Here is a 22,948-nt window from a genome sequence, read left to right as displayed (position 1 = left end):
CGAAGCGGGTTTTTTCCAAGACCATTATGACTTCCTGTCTGCAGCATCCGTGCTAATGGTCGACCTTCCCTGATCCTGAGCGCTTCCTGCGCTGCAGTTGTGGGAAAGAAGATTAAACACAAAGCCCGGTGCGCAGAAGGCGCATTGAATTACAGCGCGTGTAGGAAATTCGCTATACCGCACTTACGCAACCCCCTAGTTCACCCCTCCAGTGCCTGGGCGGCCAAAGCCGCGAGCTTGAGCTGGTGCTGCGCCCCGGGCTGATGATCGTCCTGGAGAAACCAGGCAGCGGACAAACCACTGAAGGCCAGCACCCACTGCACCAGCCGGCGCGGCTCCAGCTGCGCCGCCCGGGCAATCACCTGCACCTGGCGGGCAAAGCGCACAGGGTCGGTGGCGCTGGGCAGGTCCGGGTTGCAGATCAGGTTGGCGAAATCGAAGGTGCGCTCGCCATGGACCCGCTTGGGGTCGATCACCCGCCAGCCGTGCTCGGCGAAGTCCAGCACATTGTCGTGGTGTATATCGCCATGCAGCACCACCGGTTCCCGGGGCGTGGCCAACAGGTGCTCGGCTTCGACCAGGCAGCGCAGGAACAACCCGCCCTGCTGCGGCGCCGCCTCGCGCAGGTCGGCAAACCAGCGATCCAGCGACACCAGCGGCGGCCGCGGTTGTGCCCGTGGCCGGTGCAACTGTTGCAGGGTGGCGCAGACGATATGGCTGACCTCATCGTGCTGGCCCGCCAGGGCCATGCGCATCAGCGACCCCTTGCCCATGGCGCGCTCCATCAGCAGGGCATCGCCTTGCTGGGCATGAACCCGCGCCGCCCCCTCCCCGGCCCACCAGGCCATCAGCCGGTTGCCGGCCTGCTCGTGTTCATCCAGGGCAATCTTCAACATGGCTGGCGCACCGTCTTGCAGACGCACCGGCAACAGGCGGCTGCCCGGGGTGACGATAGGGTCGCCATCGGGCGTCAGGCGCCAGCGTTTCATATAGGTTTCGAACAAGGGGCTGCTCCAGACGGGAAGCGGCCAGTTTCAGGCGACAGGCCTGGCTCTGCAACGTGCCGCTTGCAACGGCCTGTTTCAACCCTGCTGCAGGTAGTGCTCGATATTGCTCATCTGCTCGTCCCAGCCCCGGCTGTTCATGCGAAAGGCCTTGAGCCGGCGCTCGGCGGGAATGCCATCGAAGCCCGACTCGGTGACCCGCAGCAAGGTACCACCGGCGTGCTCTTCCAGTTCGAACCGGACCAGGGTGCTGGGCTCCGCCGAATAGTCCTGCGCGGGATCGATGGCGTAGGGGTGCCAGCGGAAGGAGAACAGCTCCTGGGGCAGCATCTGCTCCACCAGGACATCCCAGGTCAGGTGCTCATAGCCTGGGTAGGTCACCGCGCCCCGGGCCCGCTGGCCGGGTATGAACTGCTGGCCGGCCAGGGCCACGCCAAACCAGCGGCCGAAGCGTTCGGCCTCGCTCAGCGCCTGCCAGACCTGGGCCGGGTCGGCCTTGAGCAGGATCTTGCGTTCGATGCGATCTGAAGAATTCATGGGCCACCTCCAGTGATGAACACTAGACCTCTCTGAATCGAGCGCAACCTTTATCTGGCCGAAGGCCCCACTGATTGCCCAGCATGAAAAATGCTACTGTCGCCGGCGCCAATACCTCTGCAAAGGACCTGCCATGCCCCTCACCCTCACCGACCGTTACCGTGGCAGCCTGCTGGGCCTGGCCTGTGGCGATGCCCTGGGCACCAGTGTGGAATTCAAGCCACGGGGCAGTTTCCCCCCGGTCACCGATCTCTTGGGCGGCGGCCCGTTCAACCTCAAGGCCGGACAGTGGACCGACGACACCTCCATGGCCCTGTGCCTGGGGGAAAGCCTGCTGCGCAAGGACGGTTTCGACCCCGCCGACCAGATGGGCCGCTACCTCAACTGGTGGCAATGGGGCTACCTGAGCGCCACCGGCGAATGCTTCGATATCGGCATGACGGTGCGCCAGGCCCTGGCCGACTATCAGGAACACGGCCAGCCCTTGGCGGGTTCCAGCGACCCGCAGACCGCCGGCAATGGCTCGCTGATGCGCCTGGCGCCGGTGGTGCTGTTCCATTACCCCGACCTGGCCCAGGTGCGCGAGTTTGCCGGGGCCAGTTCGCGTACCACCCACGGCGCCGCCGAAGCCATCGAATGCTGCCAGCTGTTGGCCGGGCTGATCGCCAAGGCCCTGGACGGTGCCAGCAAGCAGCAACTGCAACGGCTCGACGCCCAGGGCTTTCGCCAGAGCAAGGTCGCGGCCCTGGCCCAGGGCAATTACCTGGATAAAACCCGCGACCAGATTCGCGGCAACGGTTATTGCGTCGACTCCCTGGAAGCCGCGCTCTGGTGCTTCCAGCACAGCGACAACTATGCCGAAGCAGTGCTGGCCGCCGCCAACCTGGGGGACGATGCCGACACCACCGCCGCCATCGTCGGCCAGTTGGCCGGAGCCTTCTACGGGGCCCAGGGCATACCGCCGCACTGGCTGGCCAAGCTGCACATGGGCGAGGAGATCCAGGCCATGGCCGACGACCTGCTGGCCGCCGCCCGGCGTCGCGCGCCTGCCCGGCCGCTGCATGGCAGTTGCCTATGCAAGGCGGTGCAATACCGGGTCGAACGCCTGGACATGCCCATCGGCCACTGCCATTGCCAGACCTGCCGCAAGGCCCACGCCGCGGCCTTTGCCTCGACCGCCGGAGTCATGCGCGAACACTTCCAGTGGACCCAGGGCCAGGAACGCCTGAGCACCTACGAATCGTCCCCGGGCAAGCTGCGGCACTTCTGCTCGGTCTGCGGTTCTCACCTGATGGCGGAGCGCCCGGGGCAGCCCCACGTAATCCTGCGGGTGGCGACCCTGGACGATGATCCGGGGCAGACGCCACAGGTGCATATCTGGACCTCCCACGATGTGCCCTGGCTGGCCGACGAAGCGCTGCAACGCTGGCCCGAGTGGCAACCCAGCCGCGGCTAGACTTTTTTCTCATTGACCGATTGCGAGACTTTCCATGCGTCCGATCCTGTTGCTGGCCCTCGCGCCACTGCTGCTTGTTCCATTGGCCCAGGCCTATGAGTGCAACAGCACCACCCAGACCGACATGAACCTGTGCGCCAACGTCCAGCAAAAGGCCGCGGACAAGGAACTGAACGCCCTCTACCAACAGATCAACCAGCGCCTGAAAGACCAGCCACACAGCAAAACGCGGCTGGTCAGCGCCCAGCGCGCCTGGGTGGCGTTCCGCGATGCCGAGTGCAGTTTTTCCACCTCGGGCGTGGAAGGTGGCAGCCTGTACCCGGTGGCCTACAGCAACTGCCTCACGGCCTTGACCAAGACCCGCGTGGAGAGTTTCAAACAGTACCTGCAGTGCGAGGAAGGCGATTTGAGCTGCCCGGTCCCCGCACGGTAGGAGCGGGCTTGCCCGCGAAGGCGTCGGTGAGGGCGCTGCACGGCTTGCCGGCCTGTTCGCCGGCAAGCCGGCTCCTACAGGAGCCGGGGGCTGGGGGCGGGGTCAGCGAACGAAGACCTGCGCCGTGGTGATGGCCATGTCGCCGCCCGGCAGGGTGATCTTGCCGATCTGCTTCATGCTCTGGACATCGAAGATCGCCACGTCGTTGAAGGTCCCCGCCAGGTAGATCTTGGTCCCGGCCCGGTTGAACGAGATGCAGTAGTAGGAATGTTCCAGGGTCGCGGCCTGGAGCAGCTTCTTCTGCTTGATATCGTATTTGGCCAGGCGGTTGAGCACGCCGAACATCAGGTTGGGGTCCGTGGGCGAGCGCATGCCGCTGAAGTAGATCTCGGTCAGCGGGCCGAAGTCGGTGGTCTCGGTCTTGCCGGTCGCAAGATCGACGCTGAACAGCCCGTACAATGGCTCGGCGGTAGCCGGGTCCTGCTTCTTGTCCTTGAACTTCGCCGCGGTGTAGAGCAGCGAGAAGTCATGGCGGAAGGTCTGCTGGTTCCACACGTAGAGCACGTCCGGCGCGCTGTAGTTGGGGCGTTTCCAGTGGCGGCTGGGGATCAGTACCTCGAACTTGCCGGTCTTGACGTCGACCTTGTACAGGTCCGGCCCGGCCACATACAGGGTGCCGTCGTCGCCACTCTGCATGATGGTCAGTTGGCGCGGCGCGGGAAAACTGCGCAGCGGCTTGGCGTCGAGCCCCGCATCGGTGGCGTAGACATCCAGCCGCGGCTCCTTGACCTCATAGCGGTCATTGAGCAACAGGGTCGGGTTGGCCACGGTGTACAGCTCCTTGCCGTCGTGGCTGACGGTGAAGGCGAACATCGAGCGCGCCTTCTCCCCCGGGTGCTGGGTAATGCTGGCGTGGAACACCTGCTTGCAGCTGTCGAGCTCGACGCCGTAGACGTCCGCATAGTGGTTGTTCAGCACGTAGGCGATCTTGCGGTCCGGCGACAGTTGCACGGTGCCGGGGCCGAAGGCGTCGGGCATCTTGCAGGTCTTGTACAGGCTGTCGGTGGCCAGATCGAGAACGTGCAGGTTGTTGGGGTAATTGGTGGTCACCATGTACTCGTGACCGCTGTTGAGGGCCAGGCCCTCGTCGGCCAGGGCGGTGAAAGAACAGGCGCTGAGAACCGCGCCGGCGGCCAGGCCGCACACTGTGATAGCTCGCATGCTGGAATCCTTGTGCTGTCCGGTTACTTGTCTTTGGGGAAGACGGTGCCGAGGTTGCGCCAGTTGTCGTTGGAGGCCTGGGCGTCCTTGTTCCAGTCGGGGTAGGTGCTCATCATGTCCGGCACCTGGGCCGGCCACCAGCAAGGGTCGGAGCAGCCGTAGAGGTCGGCCTCCATCGGCTGGCACAGCGACGAGACGCCGCCAAAGGCATCGATTTCCCAGCCCGGGTCGGTGGTCGAGGCGCAGCCGGCCACGGAGTTCATCGCCAGCACTTCTTCGATACGATCCTGGGCCGCGGCCTCGGTCAGTTTCTGAGCTTTGTTGTTGATCGGCTTGAGATGTTTCATGTCAGTGAGCCTTGCGCGGAGTGATGTAGCTGCTGATGAACGCAGGGTTGTGAGCCATGATCCGGCTGTAGACTTCGATGCCGAAATCCACCCAGTCACGCATCAGTTCGCAATAGTGATAAGTCGGATGCGCCGGGTCGCCGTAGCGGGCATAGCTCTCGTGGTAGCAGCCGCCGGAACACAGGTTGCGGATGCGGCAGCTGTCGCAGCCGGTGTTGGTGCGGTCCAGGCGCTGGGACAGGAAGTCGTTGAGCTCCATCTGCTTGACCCCACCGTCATGCACATTGCCGAAGGTCGGCAGGGATGAGCCGGTGAAGCGATGGCACAGGTTCAGCTCGCCCTTGTGGTCCACCGCCAGCATCTTCAGCCCGGCGCCGCAGGGCAGCGCCTTCTTGTGGCCCTCGTGGATATCGGTGATCAGCTGGTGCAGGTTGGAGAAGCCGATATTGCGATGCTCCAGCGCCGCCGCCAGGTAACGCCGGCCCAGGCGCTTCATGCTGGCGAAGACTTCGATCAGCTCCTCGCTGCTGAGGTTGAAGCTGCTGATGTCCCCCGAGGTCACCGGGGCGAACCCCACCTCGGCGAACCCCAGCTCGTTGAACAGGTGATCCCAGATGGTCTCAAGGTCGGTGACGCCGGTGGTCAGGGTCACCCGGGCCCCCACCGGCCGGCTGTCGTAGCGTTCCAGAAGCATCTGCGCCTTGCGCCGCACCACGTCATAGGTGCCCTGCCCGCCCACGGTGATGCGGTTGCGGTCGTGCACGGTCTTGGGCCCGTCGATGCTCACCGAAAGCCCGAAGCGGTGGGCATTGAGGTAGTCCACCACCTCCTCGGTGAGCAGGGTGGCGTTGGTGGTCATGACGAACTCGACGAACTTGCCGGCAGCGGCAAAGCGCTGTTCGCAGTAGTCCACCATGGCCTCGATCAGCGGCCGGTTGCTCAAGGGTTCGCCGCCGAAGAACACCACGGTGTAGCGCTCCTCGTCGGGGGATTCCTGCAGCAGCATTTCCACCGAGGCGATGGCCGTGTCCAGGCCCATCTTCTTGCCCGCCGAGGGCTTGTCCAGGTCTTCCTTGTAGCAGTAGGTGCAGCTCAGGTTGCAGCCGGTATTGACGTTGAGCACCACGGTATTGATCGCCGTGCGTTCGACCCGTTTGACGCCGATTTCCGGGGTCAGGGGCGAGCCGTCGCTGACCAGTTCCAGGGCCATCAGCTCGCGCAGGGTGTCGCTGACGTCGGCACCGTCATAGGCGCCGGCCAGACGCTGGATCAAGTCTTCCGGGGTACAGCCCGGGCCGCGCAGCGCATCGATGATGCTGCCGGTCAAGGCATCGCTGGCAAACAGCGAACTGCTGGGGATATGGAACAGCATGCGGTCGGCGTCCACCTGCACTTCATGCAGGTTGCGCTCCACCAGATTCAGAATTGCGCCCATTACAACCTCCTGTGCAAACCCCGCGTTCGGGGCCTGCGGTCATTGCCTGAAAGTGTCTGTCGGTATCGCTCGACGCCCCTCAGGGAATGGGTGGATTGTTCCAGCGTTGCACGGTGACGATCAGCTGGCCTTCGCCGGTCAGGGCCTTGCCCGCGTCATCCACGGCGGCGATCACCTTGAGGTTGCCGGCGTTGTTGGTGGACATCTTGCGCTGCGGATTGGGCCCGGCGTCGCCAGGGGTGAACACGCCGCTGTCGGCCTGCATGCTGCCGGCGTACTTGACGTCTTCATCCTTGGCCGCCTGGGCGTCGAAGGCCTCGACCTTCCACTGCGCCGGCATCACGCCGATGCGGTAGGCCTTGCCGTCGGCCCCCTTGCCCCAGGCTTCGGCATCGAAGCGGCCCTGGACCTTGGGCGTCGAACCGCCGCCGTCACCGATCCGCGCCACGGCAAATGCCGGTACCACCTTGACCTCGGCGATGCGCTGGTACACCGCCAGCGTCGCGCCCTTGAGGCTGCCGACGCTGACCTCCCGCAGCCCCGGCTGGGCGCTGGCCGCCGCCTTGAGCTTGAGGCGGATGCGTTCGGGGCTCTGCTCCAGCACCTGCACGACCTCCACTCCTTTGCCGAAGCTCGGAGTGCCCGCAAGGCCCGCGCCCACCAGGGTCACCTCGGCCTCCTCCCCGGCCTTCAGGTAACCCGGCTGTACCGCCAACAGTCGCTGGCTGCCCTGTTTGGCGGCGATGAAGTCCAGGCCGCGCTCGTCATGCTCGGCCTCGAACATCCGCCCTTGCAGTGCATTGCCCTGTGCCGCCAGCACCTGGCGCATGACCACGCCATCCACGGTGACGTTGCCGCGCCATTCATAGCCGTTGTAGAGGATCGCGCTGCCCTGGCCATTGAACGGGCTGCCATCGGCGTACTGGCCCTTGACGCTGAGCTTGAACTGATCGCCCTCGCCGGCGCTGACGCTCATCACCCCGGCCAGTTCGCCCTTGCCCGGCAGGTGGCCGCTGAAGCTCCAGTCCCCTGCCAGCGCCGCCGCTTGCGGGCGGGCCTGTTGCCAGGCTTTCCAGGCGGGGTTGTCGAGGGGATAACGCTTGGCCAGCAGCGGCACCATTTCCTTGAGGGCGGTGGGCAGCCATTCCCGGTCCCGGGACAGCGCCTGGTACTCCAGGGATGGCCATTGCCCAAGGTGGAAATTCACCAGCCGCTCCCATTCCTGGGCCGGCCGGCGTTGCAGGGCGATCCGCGCGCCGGAGTGGCAGCGGGCGCACATCTGGGTGGTCTGTTCGTCGAAATGCTCGACGGTGTTCAGCCGTCGCTCCAGGGCGTAGCGCACGCCGTCGGTCTCGCTGGGCGCCAGGCCCTGGGTATCGGCCAGGTACTTGACCAGGGTGCGGCGGTCGTCGTCGCTGATTTGCAGCCCGTGCATGGTCTGCATGCGGGCAATGCTCATCAGCCAGCCTTCCGGGGTCTTGCGCTGGTGGCTGATGCGGCTCAGGGCTTCCCCGGCCTCGGGAGTGTGGCAACCCTGGCAGGTTTCCTTGAGGATGCTCTGCGCATCCCGCGCGGCGAAACTCGAAGGGGCATGCAAGGCGGTACAGGTGGCAATGGCCAGCAGGCTGGCACTGAGCCTCAGGCGCAGTCTTCTCTTCATCAACGTCAAACCTCCCACGGTGCTTTCTTATTTTTAGCGAGTCGTTTTTATGGTTTCTGCCATGCCCGGCACGCCCGGTCATGGAGGCAAGAGAAACGTCTGTTGGTATGCAATACACGGAGCGTGCCAGCTTATAAAAAAACCCGGAATCAATGACTTGGGCGAAGACACCGGGCCCTGGCAGGCTGCCAGGTGTTACCCGACGTTCAATTTCGCGACAAACGTCTCAGTCTGAGACAGCGATTAGCCAGCGCCAGAACAGTTCTCAAGGCCGGCAACCAGGCTGTACCGCTGGTTTTCTTTGCAATTGGATCTTGCATTTATCCGGCGGCCCCGCAGAATCACCCCCGCTTTGCCTGCCCCATCCCATGGGGTGTGCCGCCCCCCTCTATTACAAGGAACCTGAAGTTCATGGATAGAAGCGCCTGTGCCCGTCTCGGCTCGCTGATCCTCTCGTTGTCTGCTCTGACCCTGGTCGGATGCAAGGAAGAAACCAGTCCCAAGACTGCAGCCGTCGCTGCGGCCCCCGCGCCGGCGGCCATGGTCATGCCAATCTGCGCCAATGGCGAATGTGCGGTGCTGGACCAGGACGGCAAGGTGCTGGTCAGCGCCGACAATGACTACGACGCCGTGGTCGCCCTGCCCCTGGACAAGACCTTCCTGTTCGCCAAGGACGGTACCTGGAACCTCAGCAGCGCCGATGGCAAGCAGACCCTCAAGGCCGCCTTCACCGACGACCTGCGGCTGCTGACCCCGGGCTACTTCGGCTTCGGCCAGGACGGCAAGCTGGGCATCATCGACCAGAGCGGCAAACAGATTCAGCCACCGCGCTTCGACGATCTGTACGTGGGCGGCAACGACGACTTCATCGTCTACGAGATCGGCGGCAAGCGCGGCATTCTCAGCGCCAAGGGCGAGGTGGTGACCGAGGCCCTGTATGACAGCAGCGTGGTTCGCGATGACTTCGCCAAGCGCGGCTGGTGGATGATCGCCGAGCGCGGCAACGACAAGTGGGCGCTGAACCTCAAGACCGGCGAGCAGAAGAAGATCGACTTCGACAGCATCGACTACTTTGCCAACCAGCATCTGGTGGTCGGCACCGAACAGGGCAAGGCCCTGGCCGATGCCCAGGCCCAGTTGATCAGCGCCGCCACCTACAACTGGATGGGCGAACCGGGTGACGGCCTGGTGGCCTTCCGGGAAAAATACGACAGCCCCTGCGGCTACATGGATTTCCAGGGCAAGACCGTGATCCAGGCCCAGTTCGGCACCTGCCAGGTATTCGGCAAGCAGGGCGCGCTGGTCACCGCCAAGAACGCCGACGGCAGCTCCGGCAAGGCCGGGCTGATCGACCGCCAGGGCCGTTGGACGGTGCAACCGGTCTATGACTCGGCGGACCCGGCCGGCTTCAGCCCCCTGGGAATGTTCCGGCAGGTACCGGGGCTGAACCAGGTCGCGGTGCTGCAGAACGTGTTCAGCGCCACCTTCGGCATCTTCGATGTGGACAAGGGCGTGGAGCTGTTCAAGCCCACCTACGCCCAGATCGGCGCAATCAATGCCGACCTGTTCGTCTTCAGCACCGCCAACAGCCCGACCAAGCAGGCCACCCTGTTCGGCCAGGCCACCCAGGTGCGTACCGTGGGCCTGATGGACGCCAGCGGCAAGGTGCTGCTGGAGCCGGGCCAGTACGTGGACATCCGCCTGGACAACAGCGGCCACTACCTGCTGGCCACCGACGACACCTCGGCCCTGGCCACCTCGGCGCTGTACGACCTCAAGGGCAAGCGGTTGATCCCCGGCAAGTGGCAGGAACTGGTGGTGGACGAAACCCGCGGCGCCATCTTCGGCTATGCCGTGGAAGGCATGGGCGACGACCAGTCCCGCAGCCTCAAGGCCCTGTATCGCCTGGACGGCACTCCGAGCTTCCAGGTCAGCCAGGTCGATTGCGGCGCCGAACAGGTGCACGACGGCCATGACCAGGTGCTGTGGCCGGCCAACCCCCAGGACTACTGCCCGCAGCCTGACGAAGTGGAAGACCAGGGCGAAGGCGACAACGCACAGGGCTGAGGCCCCGAGCGAACCGGTCACGGTTGGGATCAAGCCTGCTAGGATGCGGGCTTGATCGATTCAGCCAACCGGCCCGGATGGGGCCCGACAGGAACTGTCCCATGCTCAATGCTCTGCTCTTCGACCTTGATGGCACCCTGACCGACACCGACGCCCTGCACCTGCTGGCCCTGCAGCAACTGCTGCTGGAAGAGGAGGGCCGGACCTTCACCCAGGAAGAATTCGAAGCCCATGTCAGCGGCCAGGCCAACGCCAACATGTGCCGCTACCTGTTCCCCGAGCGCAGCGTGGCGGAACATGAAGCCTTTGCCGAGCGCAAGGAAGTGCGCTTTCGCCAACTCTCCCCGCAACTGACGCCCATGCCCGGCCTGCTGCGCCTGCTGGATTTTGCCCAGGAGCACGGCATCGGCGTGTGCGTGGTCACCAACGCGCCCCGGGCCAATGCCGAGCACATGCTCGAAGTGCTGGGCCTGCGGCAGCGCTTTCAGACGGTGCTGGTGGCCGAGGAGTTGCCTCGGGCCAAGCCCGATCCCCTGCCCTACTTGAGCGGCCTGGAATGCCTGCAGGCCACCGCCGACCAGGCCCTGGCCTTCGAAGACTCGGTACCCGGGCTGACAGCCGCGGTAAAAGCCGGTATCTGCACGTTCGGCCTGGCCACCAGCCAGCGCCCGCAAACCTTGCTGGATGCTGGCGCCCACCGCGTGATCAACGACTTCGACGACCCGCAACTGTGGGCCGAGATCCGGCGTCGGCTCGATCTGCCCTGAAGGGAATGGGGTGAGGATATGGGCCAGGCCAAGCGGGAAGGAAACAGCCAGGGAGAAAGAAACGGCAGGAGGGAAAAAGGTGCTCGCCCATCACTTCGGCAGTGGCATCCAGACCGAAGTACCCCCTTTGGCTGGGCGAGCAGGAGGGAATATACGCGGGCTCCTGGGGCAGTAATATCGGACATATCCGAAAACACCCTACGACTTGGGCAAAGATGCCGGAGGTTTATCCCTGCACGACTTTTTTTTCACGGTGCTTTCACCTCGCCGCCCTTATATTGCCAATCACTCCTTAACGAATCCCATTTGGCCCGCGCTACAGCGGGCTTTTTTTTGCCCGGGCTCCAGCGGTCGGCCCCCTGGGGCGCCGACTGCTGGTGCGGGTCACTCAGGGAGCCGCCCGCTCCGCAAGCGATGCCTGGGTGGGGACGAATGCCGGCGCCTGCTCGGGATAAAACCGCGCCGCGGCATTGATCACGGCCTGCACCGACGCGGTGACGATATTGGCGTGACAGCCGGCGCCAAAACGTGACCCGGCAACGCCCGGCCACACCGCTTCGACGATTGCCAGCGCCTGCGCATCGGCCCCCGCCCCCAGGTTGCGCTCTTCAAAACTGTCGATGCGCAGCGGCAAGCCCAGGGCGGCCAGGGCCGCCGCGACAGGTCCGTTGCCCACGCCATGCAAGCACGCCTCCTGGTTCCCGGGGGTGGCGACCCGCAGCTCGATCCCCTGCCCCTCGGGGGCATCGAACAACCGATGAGCGAGATACCGCAGGCCGGCCGTACCCTCTGCGCCCGCCAGATAGGTGCGCTGGAACACCTCCCATAAAGCGTCGCTGCTTAACTCGGCGTCACTGGCATCCGCCAGCTTCTGCACAATGGCGCTGAACTCGATCTGCATGCGCCGGGGCATGACGATGCCGTGGTCACGCTGCAGCAGGAAAGCGATCCCGCCTTTGCCGGACTGGCTGTTGACCCGCACGATGCTGTCGTAGGTCCGCCCCAGGTCCTGCGGATCGATGGGCAGGTAGGGCACCTCCCAGAAACCGTCGGCCGCCTGGGCGGCAAAGCCCTTGGCGATGGCATCCTGGTGCGAGCCGGAAAAGGCGGTGAACACCAGGTCGCCGACATAGGGATGGCGCGGATGGATCGGCAGCGCCGTGCATTCCTCGGCGACCCGGGCCACCGCCGCGATATCGGAGAAGTCCAGCCCGGGGCTGATGCCCTGGGTATAGAGATTCAAGGCCAGGGTCACCAGATCCAGGTTGCCACTGCGCTCGCCATTGCCGAACAGGCAACCCTCCACCCGCTGGGCGCCCGCCAGCAGCGCCTGTTCGGCGCAGGCCACGCCGGTGCCCCGGTCGTTGTGCGGGTGCACTGACAGCGTGACGTGGTCGCGGCGCTCCAGGCGCCTGTGCATCCACTCGACCTGGTCGGCAAAGACGTTGGCGGTGGCCACCTCGACGGTGGTCGGCAGGTTGATGATGATCGGGCGCCCGGGGCCGGCGTCCCAGGTACGGATCGCGGTGTTGCACATGCGCAGAGACACCTCGAGCTCCGCCATGCAGAAGGTTTCGGGGGAATACTGCAACACCCATTCGGTTTCCGGATGCTGGTCGGTCAACTCGCGCAACAGCCTGACATGGCGCTCTACCAGGGACTCGACCTCGTCCACCGAAAGCCCGAAGACCACGCGCCGCCAGACCGGGGCGATGGCGTTGTACAGGTGGACGATGACCCGGCGCGCGCCTTGCACGCTGCGTACGGTTTCGCGGATCAGGTCCTCGCGCAGCTGGGTCATCACCATGGGCGTGACATCGGCGGGAATCCGCTGCTGCTCCACAAGCTCGCGGACCACCTCGAAATCGGTGCGCGAGGCGGCGGGAAAGCCTACTTCGATTTCCTTGAACCCCAGGCGCACCAGTTCCTCGAACAGGCGCAGCTTGCGCTCGCGGTTCATCGGCTCGAACAGCGCCTGGTTGCCATCGCGCAGGTCGGTGGACAGCCAGATCGGAGCCTGGGTGATGGTACGTGACGGCCACTGGCGCGAGGCCAGGTCCACGGGGGCAAAGGGACGGTATTTGGTATGGGGATGGGCGAGCATACTGACCTCGAAAGCACAATGGAGAACGCGATGGATCTCCCCTGCTTTCATCATGGAAAGCGCTTCGAGGCCGGAGTCTGGGGGAGATCAGCCTGGGTGCCAGGTTCCTGGCAGCACCGGCAGACCCCGGCCGTAAGGCAGGGGTAGCGCTAGTAGCAGGGTCAGGAACAGGGGGTTCATGGGCGGTTGCAACCGTCGGCGGGCAAGGAGTGATCTGTAGTCTAGGTAGCGATCTTCTGAATGTAATGCACTAAACGCCCTTTGATTATCGCAAAATGGACATTTTCACCTATGATAAGCGCCCCATGATCCCTTCCAGGACGGAGGCGCTGCGCTGCATGTCCGATCTGCTTGTTGTCTCGTCCATCGACTGCCTGTCCATGCCGGTTACCAGCATCGCCGTGGATTACCCCAACGGCCATGAAATACCTGCCCACAGCCATCCACGCTCGCAGCTGGCCTATGCCATCGAGGGCGTGCTGGTGATCGACACCGAGTCCGGCCACTGGGTGGTGCCGCCCAGCCGCGGGGTGTGGTTGCAGGCCGGCGTCGAGCACCGGGTACGCATGCGCGGCGCGGTGCGCATGCGCAGCCTGTTCATCAATGTCGATGCCATTGCCGGCCTGCCCGAGCATGACTGCGTGATCGAGGTCTCGCCGTTGCTGCGCGAGCTGATCCTGGCCGCCGCCCAGGTCGGCACGCAGTATGCGCCGGACAGCCGCGACGGCCGCCTGATGCGCCTGATCCTCGATGAGATGCGCTCGCTGCCGGTGCTGCCGTTCAGCCTGCCCTGGCCCCATGAGCCGCGCATGCTGCGGGTGTGCCAGGCGCTGGCGGACGACCCTTCGGACAACCGCACCGCCGAACAATGGGGCGACTGCCTGGCCATGAGCGCCAAGACCTTCCATCGCCAGTTCCAGCGCCACACCGGCATCACCTTTGGCCGTTGGCGCCAGCAGGCGCGGTTGCTGATGTCCCTGGAGTGCCTGGCCGAGGGCATGCCGGTGGTGCAAGTGGCGCTGCAGCACGGCTACGACAGCCAGAGCGCCTTCGCCGCCGCCTTCAAGCGCCAGTTCGGCACGCCGCCTTCGGAGTTCTACCGCTGAGGGCTCAGGCCCGGCGCAGCAGCACACCGGCCACCACGCACAACAGCATGGCCAGCCCCGCCAGCAAGAAGGCATCGCTGTAGGCCAGCAGCAGGGCGTCGCGGTGCAGCACCTTGTCCACCATGCCCAGGGCTTGCTGGCGCAGGGGCGCCAGCGCCGCCGAATGCAGGGCCGTTGCGTACTCCACCGGTGCCTGGGCCAGCAGGCGCACCACTTCCACCAGGCGCTCCTGGGTGGCCTGGGCGAAGAGGCTGACGGATTCGCCAATGCGCTGGGCGTGGAGTTTCTCGCGCTCCACCACGATCTGGCTGGACAGCGCGATACCGATGGCCCCGCCGACGTTACGCACCATGGAGAACAGCCCGGAGGCCGAGCCCACCTGGTCCTTTTCCAGCCCCTGGACCGCCATCACCCCCAGCGCCACCACCACCAGCGACTGGCCGATACCGCGCACCACCAGCGAGGGCACGATGACGTTCACCGAGGCATCGGGGTTGAGGTGGATGTTCATCAGGCAGCCGATGCCAGTGATGGCGAACCCGGCAATGATGATGGTGCGGGCGCTGGTCCAGCGCATCAGCCGCGGGGTGGCGAACGACATGACGAACTGGATCAGGCCGTAGGGAATCATCATCAGGCCGATCTGCCGGGCGTTGTAGCCGTGGATCTGGGCAAAGTAGTTGGGCACCAGGAACACCACGCCGAACACCACCGCACCGAAGGTGAATTGCATCAGGCTGGCAATGCCGAAGTTGTAGCGACCCAGCAGGCGCAGGTTGATCAACGGCTGCTCGCGACGCAGTTCGATGGCCACGAAGGCCAGCAGGCCGACCGTGGCCAGGATCGCGCAATGGCTGATGAAGCTTGAGGCGAACCAGTCGTAACGGCCACCCTCCTCCAGCATGATCTGCAACGCCGAGAGGCCCACGGCCATGCTGGCGATACCGCCCCAGTCACCCTGGCGCAACTTTGCCAGGACCATGGGCTGGGGCCGCACCGACCAGCCGATGGCCGCCAGCAGCAACAGCCCCGGCGGCACTTGCAGGTAGAAGATCCAGCGCCACGAATAGGCATCGGTGAGCCAGCCGCCCAGGGACGGTCCCGCGGCCTGGGCGACATTGTTGGCCACGGCGAACAGGGCCATGCCCATGGGGTGCCGGGCCGCCGGCAGCTCGGTGACAATCAGCTGGAACGACAGGGGAATCAGCACCCCACCAAAGGCCCCTTGCAGCACCCGGGCGAAGATCAGGCTGTGGATGTTCGGCGCCAGGGAACAGGCGATCGAAAACAGCACGAAACCGGCGGTGCCTACCATCAGTACCCTGCGCATGGAAAACACCGAGACCAGCCAGCCGGTCATGGGAATGATGATGATCTCCGCCACCAGGTAGGCGGTGGTGATCCACGAGCCCTCCTCGAAGGTGGCGCCCAGAGAACCGCGCACGTCCGGCAATGAAGCGTTGGTCACGTGCACGTTCATCCCGGCCATGAAGCAGCCCACCACGCTGCCCAGCACCGCCACCCAGGTGCGCAGGGAGATTGCCTGTGCGGCGGCCTCGCCGGTGCCTTCCGATAGGGCCTGGGCACTAGTCATGACGGGTGTCCACGGTCACCACCACCGACATCCCGGGGCGCAGCTGCGCCTGTCGCGGCTGCCCCGGATCGAGGCGGATGCGCACCGGTATGCGCTGCACGATCTTGGTGAAGTTGCCGGTGGCGTTGTCCGCCGGCAGCAGGGCGAATTCGGCGCCGGAAGCCGGGGCGAAACTCTCCACCCGTCCCTCCAGCACATGGCCGCCCAGGGCGTCGACCTCGACCCGCGCCGCTTGCCCGGGCCGCATGCCGTCGACCTGGGTTTCCTTGTAGTTGGCCACCACATAGGCGTCCTCAGGCACCACCGCCAACAGCGGCGCACCGACTTCGACGTACTGCCCCAGGCGCAGGCGCCGCTGGCCGGCGATACCGTCCACCGGGCTGCGGATCAAGGTGCGAGCCAGATCGATGCGGGCCAGTTGCCGCTGGGCCGTGACCCGGGCCACGCCCGCTTCGAGCTTGTCCAGTTGCGCCCGGGCGCTTTGCTGTTCGGTATCGAGCACCTGTACCTGCTGGCGCCGCGCGGCCAGGCTGGCGCGGGCCGCGCCCAGGGCGGCCTCGGCCTGACGCGCCAGGGCGGCGGCGTTTTCCAGTTGCTGCACGCTGCTGACTTGCTGGCTGGCCAGGTGTTGCTGCCGCCGCCCTTCCTGGCCGGCCCGCTGTGCCTCGGCCTCGGCGGCGCCGACTCGGGCCTGGGCTTCGGCGATCAGGCTCTGCTGCTGTTGCTGGCGGGCGGCCAGATTGGCCAGCCGCGCCTGCCCGGCACGCTGTTCGGCCTGGGCCTCGCGCAGCGCTGCCTCGGCCTGTTCGACCCGGGCCCGGTAGTCGCTGTCGTCGATCCGCGCCAGCAGGTCGCCCGCCTTGAGCGGCTGGTTGTCCCGGACCTCGACCGCCACCAGATAGCCGGCGACCCGGGGCGCGATGGTGACGATGTCCGAGCGCAGGTAGGCATCGTCGGTCTCCACCAGGAAACGCCCGTTGAACCACCAGCGCAGGCCCCAGGCCAGAATCAACAGCAACACCAGCGCCAGCCCGGCATAACCGAGTAAGCGACGGCGGGTGACGGCTTGCGCCGGGGAAGCGGGAACAGGGGGCTGGGTCATTGCAAAGGCTCGTTGGGGGTTCGCGGGAAAGGGTTGGCCGCAGCCCGGCTCGGCTGCGGCAGGACAATCGGCGGCGCGCTGCGCCAGCCGCCGCCCAGGGCCTTGAACACCAGCACCTGGGTATCGATGACAGCGGCATCGGCCTGCGCTGCCGCGGCCCGGGTGCGTACATCGGTGCGCTGGGCATCGAGGTAGTCCAGGGCCGTGGAGGCACCGGCGGCCCTGGCTAGCCCGGCCAGGCGCAAGGCCTGGTGGTCACGTTCGGCTGCCAGGTGCAGGGCTTGCTGGCGCTGCAACGCGGCCTGGTAGGCGCTCAGGGCCTGTTGCTGCTCCTTCAGGGCCGCCAGGATGCTGCGGTCGAAATCTGCCAGGGCCGCGCTTTCGCCGGCACTGGCCTGGGCGATGCGGGCGCGGGCGGCATTGAGGTTGGGCAAACTCCAGGACAACAGCGGCCCCAGTTGCCAGACCGAGGCATCACGGTCATCGAAACCCGAGGGGTGGTGCGCCGACGTGAAGACCCCGGCCCCCAGGCTGACCCTTGGATAGAGGTCGGCCCGGGCCACGCCGATGCGCGCCGTGGCCGCCGCCAGCCGGCGCTCGGCCTCGCTCACGTCGGGGCGCCGACGCAACATGGCCAGGGCATCGCTCTGGGGCATGGGCGCCCCCAGGGTCGGGGCCTGGCGACAAGCCTGGGCCGCCGCCGGTGCATCACCCGGTGGGCGCCCCAGCAAGACGGCCAGTTCGGCCAGGGCCCGTTGCCGTCCGGCCTGCAGCGGCGGCAGGCTGGCCTGCACCTGGCCCACCAGGCCTTCGGCGCGCACCACATCCAGGCTCACCGCGGCGCCGGCCTGATACAACCGGGCGCTCAGGGTGCGGCCCTGCTCCACCAGCGCCAGGGACTCGCCCGCCACCTGCAGGCGTTGGCCGTAGCTGCAGGCCTGCAACCAGGCACGGGTGGTTTCCGCCGCCACCACCACCCGCAGCCCATCTTCGGCGGCCCGGGCCGCCTCGGCATCGGCCCGGGCGGCATCGGCCAGACTGTGCAGGCGGCCGAACAGGTCGGCCTCCCACTGCACATCCAGGCCGACCCCATAGCGGCTGCCGGTGCGGATGTGCTGGCTGTCCTGCAAAGCGGCTTCCATCTGGTCGTCGGCGGTACTGCCGTAGCCGGCCCGGGCCGTCACCTGGGTGGAAGGCTGGCGCAGGGTATCGGTTTCGCGCAGCAGCGCCCGGGCCTGCAACAGGTTGGCCGCGGCCATCCGCAAGTCGCGGTTCTGGCTCAGGGCTTCCTGTACCGCGGCATTGAGCCCAGGGTCACGGTAGAGCTGCCACCACTGGTCGAGCCCCTGCTCGGCCACTGCGTCCAGGTGGCTCACGGGCAGGGGCACAGTGCTGCCGGGTGGCCGTTCCGGCCCCAGGGTGCAACCGGCCAGCAGGGCGCACAGGGCCCATGCAGGCCTCGGGTAAATGGGCATGGGAAGTACTCACGGATTCGAAGCGCCTACTTTAGAAAGGCCAGCTTGCGACCGTCTAACGAGAACTTCTTTTTGATTATCGCGAAATGGTCAACCTTGATCCCGAGCGCGGCCCTTCCGGCCTGGGCCCACAGCTCCAGGCTGTCGGCCAGCTGAACGAACTCACACTGGCCCTGCTGCCGCCAGCGGCCATGGATACAATTTGAAACACCCCCACCCTGCCGATCGGATCGCCATGACCGAAGAATTCGATGTGCCCAGCCCCCACGAAAAGCACTTGGAACACGTGAGTGAACATGCCCACGCCCGCAGTGACCGCTTCGCCAGCAAGATCGCGGTGATGACGGCGATCATGGCCACCCTGGGCGCACTCCTGAGCTATCAGGCCGGCTCCTCGGAGAGCCTGGCGGCGATGGACAAGAACAACGCCGCGATGAAAAAGACCGAAGCCGCCAACCAGTGGAACTACTACCAGGCCAAGTCCAGCCGGCAGAACCTGGCGGAGCTGGCAACCCACATTCCCGGAGTCGATGCCGCGCACTACGGCATCGAAGCCCAGCGCTACCAGAAGGAAAAGGAAGCGGTGCGCCTCAAGGCCGAGGCCCTGGAAGCCGAGGCCCGGGACTGGGACGAGCAATCGGAAGCCGCGCTGCACCAGCACCATCGCTGGGCCCAGGCGATGATGGCGATTCAGATCGCCATCTCGATGGCGGCCATCACCCTGCTGACCCGCAAGGAATGGCTGAAGAAGCTCGCCTACGGCGCGGCCGGCGGCAGCGTGCTGCTGGGCACCCTGGCCTGGCTGCACATCTAGAGCCCCCTGCCGGCCCCCGGAACCTGCCAGCCGATGCGTCTCTTGAATCTCACCGGGCTGTCGCAGTTTGCGAAAAACTGCCGCCGCGCAAGCCCCGGTGCTGCGCCCCAGGCCCCGCCATAGCGGGGCCGCGGCGCCTGGGTGGAACTGGCACAGCCATTGCGAAAGCCCCGGCCTCACCTACAACAAGAGGCTTCGCCATGGCTATTGCCCCACTGCTCGCCGCTACCACGGCCTTTATCCAGCGCGCCCCGCGCATGCTGATCGGTGCCCACTGGACCGAGGCCGGCGACGGCCAGACCATGCCCCTGCGCAACCCCGCCACCGGCGAACAACTGTGCCTGGTGCCCCGGGCCACGGTGGACGATGTGGACCGCGCAGTGCTCGCCGCACGCCAGGCCTTCGACGATTCGCCCTGGACCCGCACCCGCCCCCGGGAGCGGCAGAACCTGCTGTGGAAACTCGCCGACCTGATGCAGCGCGACGCCGAACTGCTGGCCCAGCTGGAATGCCTGAACAACGGCAAGAGCGCCGCCGTGGCCCAGGCCATGGACGTGCAACTGTCCATCGATTTCTTGCGCTACATGGCCGGCTGGGCGACCAAGATCGAGGGTTCAAGCGTCGAGGTCTCGCTGCCGCTGATGCCCGACGATCAGTTCCACAGTTTTATCCGCCGCGAAGCCGTGGGCGTGGTCGGCGCCATCGTCGCCTGGAACTTCCCGCTGCTGCTGGCCTGTTGGAAACTCGGCCCGGCCCTGGCCACCGGTTGCACCCTGGTGCTCAAGCCGGCGGACGAAACCCCGCTCAGCGCCCTGAAACTGGCCGAACTGGTGCAGGAAGCCGGCTACCCCGACGGCGTGTTCAACGTGGTCACCGGCACCGGCATCACCGCCGGCAGCGCCCTGACCCGCAACCCCCTGGTGGACAAGCTGACCTTCACCGGCTCCACCGCCGTGGGCAAGGAAATCGGCAAGATCGCCATGGACTCCATGACCCGGGTGACCCTGGAACTGGGGGGCAAGTCGCCAACCATCGTCATGGCCGACGCCGATCTGGCCAGCGCCGCGGCCGGGGCTGCCAGCGCGATCTTCTTCAACCAGGGCCAGGTGTGCTGCGCCGGTTCCCGGCTGTATGTGCAGCGCAAGCATTTCGACCAGGTGGTAGCCGACATCGCCGGCATCGCCAATGCCATGAAGCTGGGCAATGGCCTGGACGCCAGCGTCGAGATGGGCCCGCTGATTTCCGCGCGCCAGCAGGAGCGGGTCTATCGCTACATCGAGACGGGCCGCGAAAGCGGCGCCACCATCGCCTGCGGCGGCGAACAGTTCGGCCCGGGGTATTTCGTCAAGCCGACGGTGATAGTGGATGTGGACCAGAAGCATTCGCTGGTGCAGGAAGAGATCTTCGGCCCGGTACTGGTGGCCATTCCTTTCGACGATGAGGCCGACGCCCTGCGCATGGCCAACGACAGCCCCTACGGCCTGGGCGCGAGCATCTGGTCCAACGACCTGGCGGCGGTGCACCGGATGATTCCGCGGATCAAGTCCGGTTCGGTGTGGGTCAACTGCCACAGTGCCCTGGACCCGGCGCTGCCGTTTGGCGGCTACAAGATGTCCGGGCTTGGCCGGGAAATGGGCCACGCGGCCATCGAGCACTACACCGAGTTGAAATCAGTGCTGATCAAGCTCTGATCCGCCCCCGCGCCAACCGCCCCACCCGGGGCGCCGGAGGGGGTCCGGCGCCCCCCCCCGACGACCGCCCTGTTCGCCGTGCAAAGCACTGCTACGCTCAGCCCGAGCCGGCTGGCCACCTCGTTTGAAGAGCCTGGGCTCATCCCCTCACAACGCCTCATCACCACCGCAAACCCGAGGAATGCATCATGGGATCAAATGGAAATGATCACGATTACATCCAGTGCGGCTGCCACAACCCCGTCTGGGAAGCCTTGAAAGACACCCTCGACCCCGCCAGCTATATCGCCAGCCACCCCAACGCGGCACAGGGCCCGGCCAGGGACGCGAACGGCGAGTCCCTGGTGTTTCATGACGGCATCATCTACCCCTTGCGCGACGGCAACATGGATGAGCGGGTCGAAGCCCTGGGCATCCATGCCGGCGACGTGGTCGCCGCGGGCACCCTGGCCGCCGTCGAAGCCCGCATGCAGGCCCTGGGCGTCGACTACCAGAAGCAGTCGCTGCACGGCAAGACCCTGCTGCCCGGCCTGATCGAGCCCCACGCCCACATCGTGCAGAGCTGCGCCATGGATGGCTGGCTGAACCTGGGCGCCATCGAGCCCGACGACGGCGATAGCCAGCAGGCGCCAGCAAAAAACAGCCAGCGCCTGCGGCCGCTCTATACCTGGGAATGGCTGAAGGAAACCATCCAGAACAACCTCCCCGAAGACAGCACGAGCTGGGTCCTCGGGCACCTGGTCGATCCGGCGCTGATGCCGTTCAAGGTGGTGCCGGGCGGCCTGAACCAACTCATTACCCTGCAATGTGGCGACACGCCCGAAGAGGGCTACCTGGACACCATCGAGGCCAAGCGGCCGATGCTGCTGATCAGCGCCTCCATGCACACCGCCTACATGAACACGGCGGCCCGGGACCTGGTGCATGAAAGAACCGGGGTCATGGTCGAGAACGGCGTGCTGCAGGAAACCCAGATAGTGGCCGGGATCCTGTCGATTCCCGCCAGGCAGAAGCTTGCAATGCTGAAGATCTTCGAGCGCCTGGACACCTTCTTCGCCACCGCGGCCAGCCGCGGGATCACCCTGCTGTACGACGCGATGATGGACCCCTTGTCGAAGCTGGTATTGAACGCCTACTTCCTGTCCCACCCCAGAACGCTGCGGATCGGCTACGCCGCCGCCTGCAACAACTCGCTCGAAGCCCTCAAGCTGCTGCCGGACTATCGGCCGGCCACGCGGGAAGAGGCCAGGCACATGTATCAGGGCTCGATCAAGGTGATCTCGGACGGGTCCAACCAGGGGTTGACCGGCTATCAGGTCGCGCCCTACTGCTGCGAGACAGACCGCCCGGTGGGCAACTTCAATCTGTGCGACAAGGGCGAGGACACCCCGAAAACACTCCCGGTCAAATACCAGGAATTTATCCACGCGGCGGTGAAAAAAGGCTGGCCGCTGATGATCCATGCCAACGGCGACCAGGCCATCGAATTCACGCTGCAGGCCTATGACCTGGCCCTGCAGGGCCAGAGCGGCCTGGGCAAGCGCCATCGCATCGAACACTGCTCGCTGCTGAGCAAAAGCACCCTGGAAACCATGCAGCGCCTGGGCCTGTCACCGAGCTTTTTGATTGGCCATGTCGGCTACTGGGGCTACGCCTTCGATAAAGCCATTTTCGAAAAGAAGGCACACAACATGCTCGACCTCTGCAAGTCGGCCCTGGACCACGATCTGCGGATTTCCCTGCACAGCGACTACTCGGTGACCCCACTGGGCCCCCTGCGCTCGATGGAGCAGGCGGTGACCCGCAAGATGGAAGGCATCCGCAATCATGACAACCAGTTCGTCCATGACCCGCGCCTGCAACCCATCCTCAATGAGGGCCAGTGCCTGACCCGCAAGCAGGCGCTGAAAGCCATCACCTACGACGCTGCCTGGCAGTGCCATGCCGAGGCCTGGACCGGCTCCCTGCAGGACCAGAACTTCGCCGACTTCGTGATCCTCGAACAGGACCCGCTGGACGAGAAGTTCCCGGCCACCCGGATTCGCGACATCAAGGTCTGCGAAACCTGGAAAGGCGGCCAGCGGGTGTACCTCAACCCCCATAGCTGACCGCAGCCAGTGCAAGCCGGGGGGCTG

At 65.7% G+C, this 22,948-nt stretch carries 18 protein-coding genes and 1 pseudogene; 9 read left to right on the top strand and 10 right to left on the bottom strand.

The annotated features are described in order from the left end of the window. Positions 1-200 precede the first annotated feature (200 nt). Both KCG88_RS00140 and KCG88_RS00135 read right to left on the bottom strand, forming a co-directional pair. Positions 201-1,004 (bottom strand): aminoglycoside phosphotransferase family protein, encoded by an 804-nt coding sequence (locus tag KCG88_RS00140; RefSeq protein ID WP_210711449.1) that lies wholly within the window; start codon positions 1,002-1,004, stop codon positions 201-203. Between the two features lie 78 nt (positions 1,005-1,082). Further along, positions 1,083-1,541, bottom strand: a complete 459-nt coding sequence (locus KCG88_RS00135; RefSeq protein ID WP_047288061.1) for an SRPBCC family protein — start codon at positions 1,539-1,541, stop codon at positions 1,083-1,085. A 133-nt stretch (positions 1,542-1,674) separates the two neighbouring features. Here KCG88_RS00135 and KCG88_RS00130 point away from each other — a divergent pair. From KCG88_RS00130 to KCG88_RS00125, 3 genes and pseudogenes are all read left to right on the top strand, one after another. After that, positions 1,675-2,496 (top strand): annotated as a pseudogene (locus KCG88_RS00130) (ADP-ribosylglycohydrolase family protein); the annotation flags it as partial. A 51-nt stretch (positions 2,497-2,547) separates the two neighbouring features. Then, positions 2,548-2,997, top strand: coding sequence for a GFA family protein (locus KCG88_RS30835; RefSeq protein ID WP_338390785.1), 450 nt, complete (start codon positions 2,548-2,550; stop codon positions 2,995-2,997). A gap of 34 nt (positions 2,998-3,031) precedes the next feature. Beyond that, on the top strand, positions 3,032-3,430 hold the full coding sequence (locus KCG88_RS00125) for a lysozyme inhibitor LprI family protein (protein ID WP_047337382.1): 399 nt from the start codon (positions 3,032-3,034) through the stop codon (positions 3,428-3,430). A 102-nt stretch (positions 3,431-3,532) separates the two neighbouring features. Here the strand turns inward: KCG88_RS00125 and peaD are convergent, their stop codons facing one another. From peaD to peaA, 4 genes are all read right to left on the bottom strand, one after another. After that, complete coding sequence (gene peaD, locus KCG88_RS00120; protein WP_210711447.1) at positions 3,533-4,651, bottom strand: quinohemoprotein amine dehydrogenase subunit beta; 1,119 nt, start codon at positions 4,649-4,651, stop codon at positions 3,533-3,535. A 23-nt stretch (positions 4,652-4,674) separates the two neighbouring features. Further along, positions 4,675-4,998: a quinohemoprotein amine dehydrogenase subunit gamma gene (gene qhpC, locus KCG88_RS00115; RefSeq protein WP_011062399.1), complete on the bottom strand. Its 324-nt coding sequence runs from the start codon at positions 4,996-4,998 to the stop codon at positions 4,675-4,677. 1 nt (position 4,999) lies between these two features. Next, a complete protein-coding gene (peaB, locus tag KCG88_RS00110) occupies positions 5,000-6,433 on the bottom strand; it encodes a quinohemoprotein amine dehydrogenase maturation protein (RefSeq protein WP_210711446.1) in 1,434 nt (477 codons plus the stop codon). 79 nt (positions 6,434-6,512) lie between these two features. Next, positions 6,513-8,093 carry a quinohemoprotein amine dehydrogenase subunit alpha gene (peaA, locus tag KCG88_RS00105; protein WP_210711445.1) on the bottom strand — a complete coding sequence of 527 codons (1,581 nt, stop codon included), beginning with the start codon at positions 8,091-8,093 and terminating at the stop codon, positions 6,513-6,515. A gap of 411 nt (positions 8,094-8,504) precedes the next feature. Here peaA and KCG88_RS00100 point away from each other — a divergent pair, with 411 nt between their 5' ends. Both KCG88_RS00100 and KCG88_RS00095 read left to right on the top strand, forming a co-directional pair. Beyond that, a complete protein-coding gene (locus KCG88_RS00100; protein ID WP_210711444.1) occupies positions 8,505-10,160 on the top strand; it encodes a WG repeat-containing protein in 1,656 nt (551 codons plus the stop codon). A 101-nt stretch (positions 10,161-10,261) separates the two neighbouring features. Next, positions 10,262-10,927 (top strand): HAD-IA family hydrolase, encoded by a 666-nt coding sequence (locus KCG88_RS00095; RefSeq protein WP_047288068.1) that lies wholly within the window; start codon positions 10,262-10,264, stop codon positions 10,925-10,927. A gap of 388 nt (positions 10,928-11,315) precedes the next feature. On the opposite strand, the gene KCG88_RS00090 is transcribed toward KCG88_RS00095, so the two are convergent. Next, entirely contained in the window at positions 11,316-13,031 is a 1,716-nt protein-coding gene (locus KCG88_RS00090; RefSeq protein WP_210711443.1) for a 2-isopropylmalate synthase, read from the bottom strand. Positions 13,032-13,306: 275 nt separating this feature from the next. Between KCG88_RS00090 and KCG88_RS00085 the strand changes: the two genes are divergently transcribed. Further along, positions 13,307-14,137 (top strand): helix-turn-helix transcriptional regulator, encoded by an 831-nt coding sequence (locus KCG88_RS00085; protein WP_210711442.1) that lies wholly within the window; start codon positions 13,307-13,309, stop codon positions 14,135-14,137. Positions 14,138-14,141: 4 nt separating this feature from the next. Here the strand turns inward: KCG88_RS00085 and KCG88_RS00080 are convergent, their stop codons facing one another. Genes KCG88_RS00080 through KCG88_RS00070 form a run of 3 tightly spaced genes read right to left on the bottom strand, consistent with a single transcriptional unit; the run spans position 14,142 to position 18,308 of the window. Then, positions 14,142-15,731: a DHA2 family efflux MFS transporter permease subunit gene (locus KCG88_RS00080; RefSeq protein WP_047337414.1), complete on the bottom strand. Its 1,590-nt coding sequence runs from the start codon at positions 15,729-15,731 to the stop codon at positions 14,142-14,144. Continuing rightward, entirely contained in the window at positions 15,724-16,833 is a 1,110-nt protein-coding gene (locus KCG88_RS00075) for an HlyD family secretion protein (RefSeq protein WP_047288072.1), read from the bottom strand. Before KCG88_RS00075 ends, KCG88_RS00080 begins: the two co-directional genes overlap by 8 nt. Further along, positions 16,830-18,308 (bottom strand): TolC family protein, encoded by a 1,479-nt coding sequence (locus KCG88_RS00070; RefSeq protein ID WP_210711441.1) that lies wholly within the window; start codon positions 18,306-18,308, stop codon positions 16,830-16,832. The genes KCG88_RS00075 and KCG88_RS00070 overlap by 4 nt, the downstream gene beginning before the upstream one ends. 235 nt (positions 18,309-18,543) lie before the next feature. On the opposite strand from KCG88_RS00070, the gene KCG88_RS00065 reads away from it, so the two are divergent. From KCG88_RS00065 to KCG88_RS00055, 3 genes are all read left to right on the top strand, one after another. After that, the gene (locus KCG88_RS00065; protein ID WP_210712118.1) at positions 18,544-19,122 is read left to right on the top strand and encodes a DUF4337 domain-containing protein; all 579 of its coding nucleotides are present in this window, start codon (positions 18,544-18,546) and stop codon (positions 19,120-19,122) included. Positions 19,123-19,322: 200 nt separating this feature from the next. Next, the gene (locus tag KCG88_RS00060; RefSeq protein WP_047288074.1) at positions 19,323-20,813 is read left to right on the top strand and encodes an aldehyde dehydrogenase family protein; all 1,491 of its coding nucleotides are present in this window, start codon (positions 19,323-19,325) and stop codon (positions 20,811-20,813) included. A gap of 188 nt (positions 20,814-21,001) precedes the next feature. Further along, positions 21,002-22,921, top strand: a complete 1,920-nt coding sequence (locus KCG88_RS00055) for an amidohydrolase family protein (RefSeq protein ID WP_210711440.1) — start codon at positions 21,002-21,004, stop codon at positions 22,919-22,921. The last annotated feature ends 27 nt before the right edge of the window (positions 22,922-22,948 follow it).

The organism is Pseudomonas sp. MWU349 (assembly GCF_017947325.1).
In the GTDB taxonomy this organism is placed as follows: Bacteria; Pseudomonadota; Gammaproteobacteria; order Pseudomonadales; family Pseudomonadaceae; genus Aquipseudomonas; species Aquipseudomonas protegens.
The sequence above is the reverse complement of the archived record's forward strand: the minus strand, read 5'-3'. Positions and strand labels throughout refer to the sequence as shown.

What these genes read in the sequence shown, in the direction of transcription:
- KCG88_RS00135 (WP_047288061.1), bottom strand. Translation starts at nt 1,541, where the DNA reads ATGAATTCTTCAGATCGCATCGAACGCAAGATCCTGCTCAAGGCCGAC.
- KCG88_RS30835 (WP_338390785.1), top strand. Translation starts at nt 2,548, where the DNA reads ATGGCCGACGACCTGCTGGCCGCCGCCCGGCGTCGCGCGCCTGCCCGG.
- KCG88_RS00125 (WP_047337382.1), top strand. Translation starts at nt 3,032, where the DNA reads ATGCGTCCGATCCTGTTGCTGGCCCTCGCGCCACTGCTGCTTGTTCCA.
- peaD (WP_210711447.1), bottom strand. Translation starts at nt 4,651, where the DNA reads ATGCGAGCTATCACAGTGTGCGGCCTGGCCGCCGGCGCGGTTCTCAGC.
- qhpC (WP_011062399.1), bottom strand. Translation starts at nt 4,998, where the DNA reads ATGAAACATCTCAAGCCGATCAACAACAAAGCTCAGAAACTGACCGAG.
- peaB (WP_210711446.1), bottom strand. Translation starts at nt 6,433, where the DNA reads ATGGGCGCAATTCTGAATCTGGTGGAGCGCAACCTGCATGAAGTGCAG.
- peaA (WP_210711445.1), bottom strand. Translation starts at nt 8,093, where the DNA reads ATGAAGAGAAGACTGCGCCTGAGGCTCAGTGCCAGCCTGCTGGCCATT.
- KCG88_RS00100 (WP_210711444.1), top strand. Translation starts at nt 8,505, where the DNA reads ATGGATAGAAGCGCCTGTGCCCGTCTCGGCTCGCTGATCCTCTCGTTG.
- KCG88_RS00095 (WP_047288068.1), top strand. Translation starts at nt 10,262, where the DNA reads ATGCTCAATGCTCTGCTCTTCGACCTTGATGGCACCCTGACCGACACC.
- KCG88_RS00090 (WP_210711443.1), bottom strand. Translation starts at nt 13,031, where the DNA reads ATGCTCGCCCATCCCCATACCAAATACCGTCCCTTTGCCCCCGTGGAC.
- KCG88_RS00085 (WP_210711442.1), top strand. Translation starts at nt 13,307, where the DNA reads ATGGACATTTTCACCTATGATAAGCGCCCCATGATCCCTTCCAGGACG.
- KCG88_RS00080 (WP_047337414.1), bottom strand. Translation starts at nt 15,731, where the DNA reads ATGACTAGTGCCCAGGCCCTATCGGAAGGCACCGGCGAGGCCGCCGCA.
- KCG88_RS00075 (WP_047288072.1), bottom strand. Translation starts at nt 16,833, where the DNA reads ATGACCCAGCCCCCTGTTCCCGCTTCCCCGGCGCAAGCCGTCACCCGC.
- KCG88_RS00070 (WP_210711441.1), bottom strand. Translation starts at nt 18,308, where the DNA reads ATGCCCATTTACCCGAGGCCTGCATGGGCCCTGTGCGCCCTGCTGGCC.
- KCG88_RS00065 (WP_210712118.1), top strand. Translation starts at nt 18,544, where the DNA reads ATGACCGAAGAATTCGATGTGCCCAGCCCCCACGAAAAGCACTTGGAA.
- KCG88_RS00060 (WP_047288074.1), top strand. Translation starts at nt 19,323, where the DNA reads ATGGCTATTGCCCCACTGCTCGCCGCTACCACGGCCTTTATCCAGCGC.
- KCG88_RS00055 (WP_210711440.1), top strand. Translation starts at nt 21,002, where the DNA reads ATGGGATCAAATGGAAATGATCACGATTACATCCAGTGCGGCTGCCAC.